General features: G+C 63.6%; 1 protein-coding gene. It reads right to left on the bottom strand.

Translation table 11 applies throughout. The features are described 5' to 3' along the window. Positions 1 to 75: 75 nt before the first annotated feature. On the bottom strand, positions 76 to 702 hold the full coding sequence (locus ABD323_RS41355; protein ID WP_344447242.1) for a hypothetical protein: 627 nt from the start codon (positions 700 to 702) through the stop codon (positions 76 to 78). Positions 703 to 1,175: the final 473 nt, after the last annotated feature.

Here is a 1,175-nt window from a genome sequence, read left to right as displayed (position 1 = left end):
TCCTCTGTACCCGGCCCGCTCCCGGACCTTTCACCACCGGCCTGTCAGGCCCTTCGGGCGCAAGAACGCCCAAACTCACCCCTGCGCTGAGCTGACCGCGTCTCGAACCACCTGACGCGACTCAGCCGGCAGAGTACGGTACTCACCCCACAGCCGCTCCATCATGCTGAAGTCCCGGTGGTCAGCCGCCATCCACTGGCCGAAATGGTCCCGCTCGATCCGGCTCATCTGCCTCAGACCAGCCAGAAGAGCCTCCAAGTCCACTACTCCGCCCCGACCGCCCACCCGGCATCGGCGGCACTCAGTGACCATCTCGGTCACCACGCCCACACCAGGCTTGCGGACGTCACGGCGAGCGATGTCCAGCTGAGCGGTCTCCACCCCGCCGTCGTACGCCTCGCCGGCCGCGATACCGCAGATGCGGCAGAGATGGCCGTCCACGTCAAAGATCTCACGACGCTGGGTGGCCGTGATGGCGGCAGCCGGCGTCTTGGCCCGCGACTGACCGGGCTTCCAGACCTCAGCACCCATCTCGACAAAACGGTGCTCGCTCGAGGTCAGGGTTGGATCCTCCCTATTGGTGGCAATTCTCCAACCTCGATCCCTGAGATCTCGCATGCGACGGTCGATCTGGGACACCTCGGGGAACGCCTCCCTGCGGTCGGGCTTCGTGAAGACCTCCCCGACCCCTACTTCAGCCACCAACCAGAGGGCACAGCGGACCATCGTCCCCCGGCCGGCATCCCGCCAGGACGGAATTTCCCCATTTGTCACTTTTTTATCCACCTCTCCTCGCATAGCGGCGCAGCGCACAGTGCGCCCATTGGAACCATAAAATCGGCGCATCCGCAAGGCGGATCCCCCTTGCGCAGCCAAACGCAAACAAGTAGCGCAGGCGGCGACCCAAACGCAAACACCCCGGCATCGAGATGCAAACACTTTTTCGAGGACAAATCGGCATGACCGGCCGTCCGGGCTTGCTCAAAGTGCAGGACTGTGCGGGATACTGGTTCGGATCGGGAAGCACTGCAGGCTAAGGGGGTTCCATGGGCGCTTTTGGGCGCGCCAAAACGGATTACTGGGAGGGGTGCACCCCTGCCCGCATCGCCTTTGTCGACGGGCTCAGGGGGCTCATCGATGTACTGGAAAATAAGAAGCACGAGAAGCGGGCTCAG

Origin of the sequence: Kitasatospora nipponensis, assembly GCF_039528135.1 — a bacterium.
Classification (GTDB): Bacteria; Actinomycetota; Actinomycetes; order Streptomycetales; family Streptomycetaceae; genus Kitasatospora; species Kitasatospora nipponensis.
The sequence above is the reverse complement of the archived record's forward strand: the minus strand, read 5'-3'. Positions and strand labels throughout refer to the sequence as shown.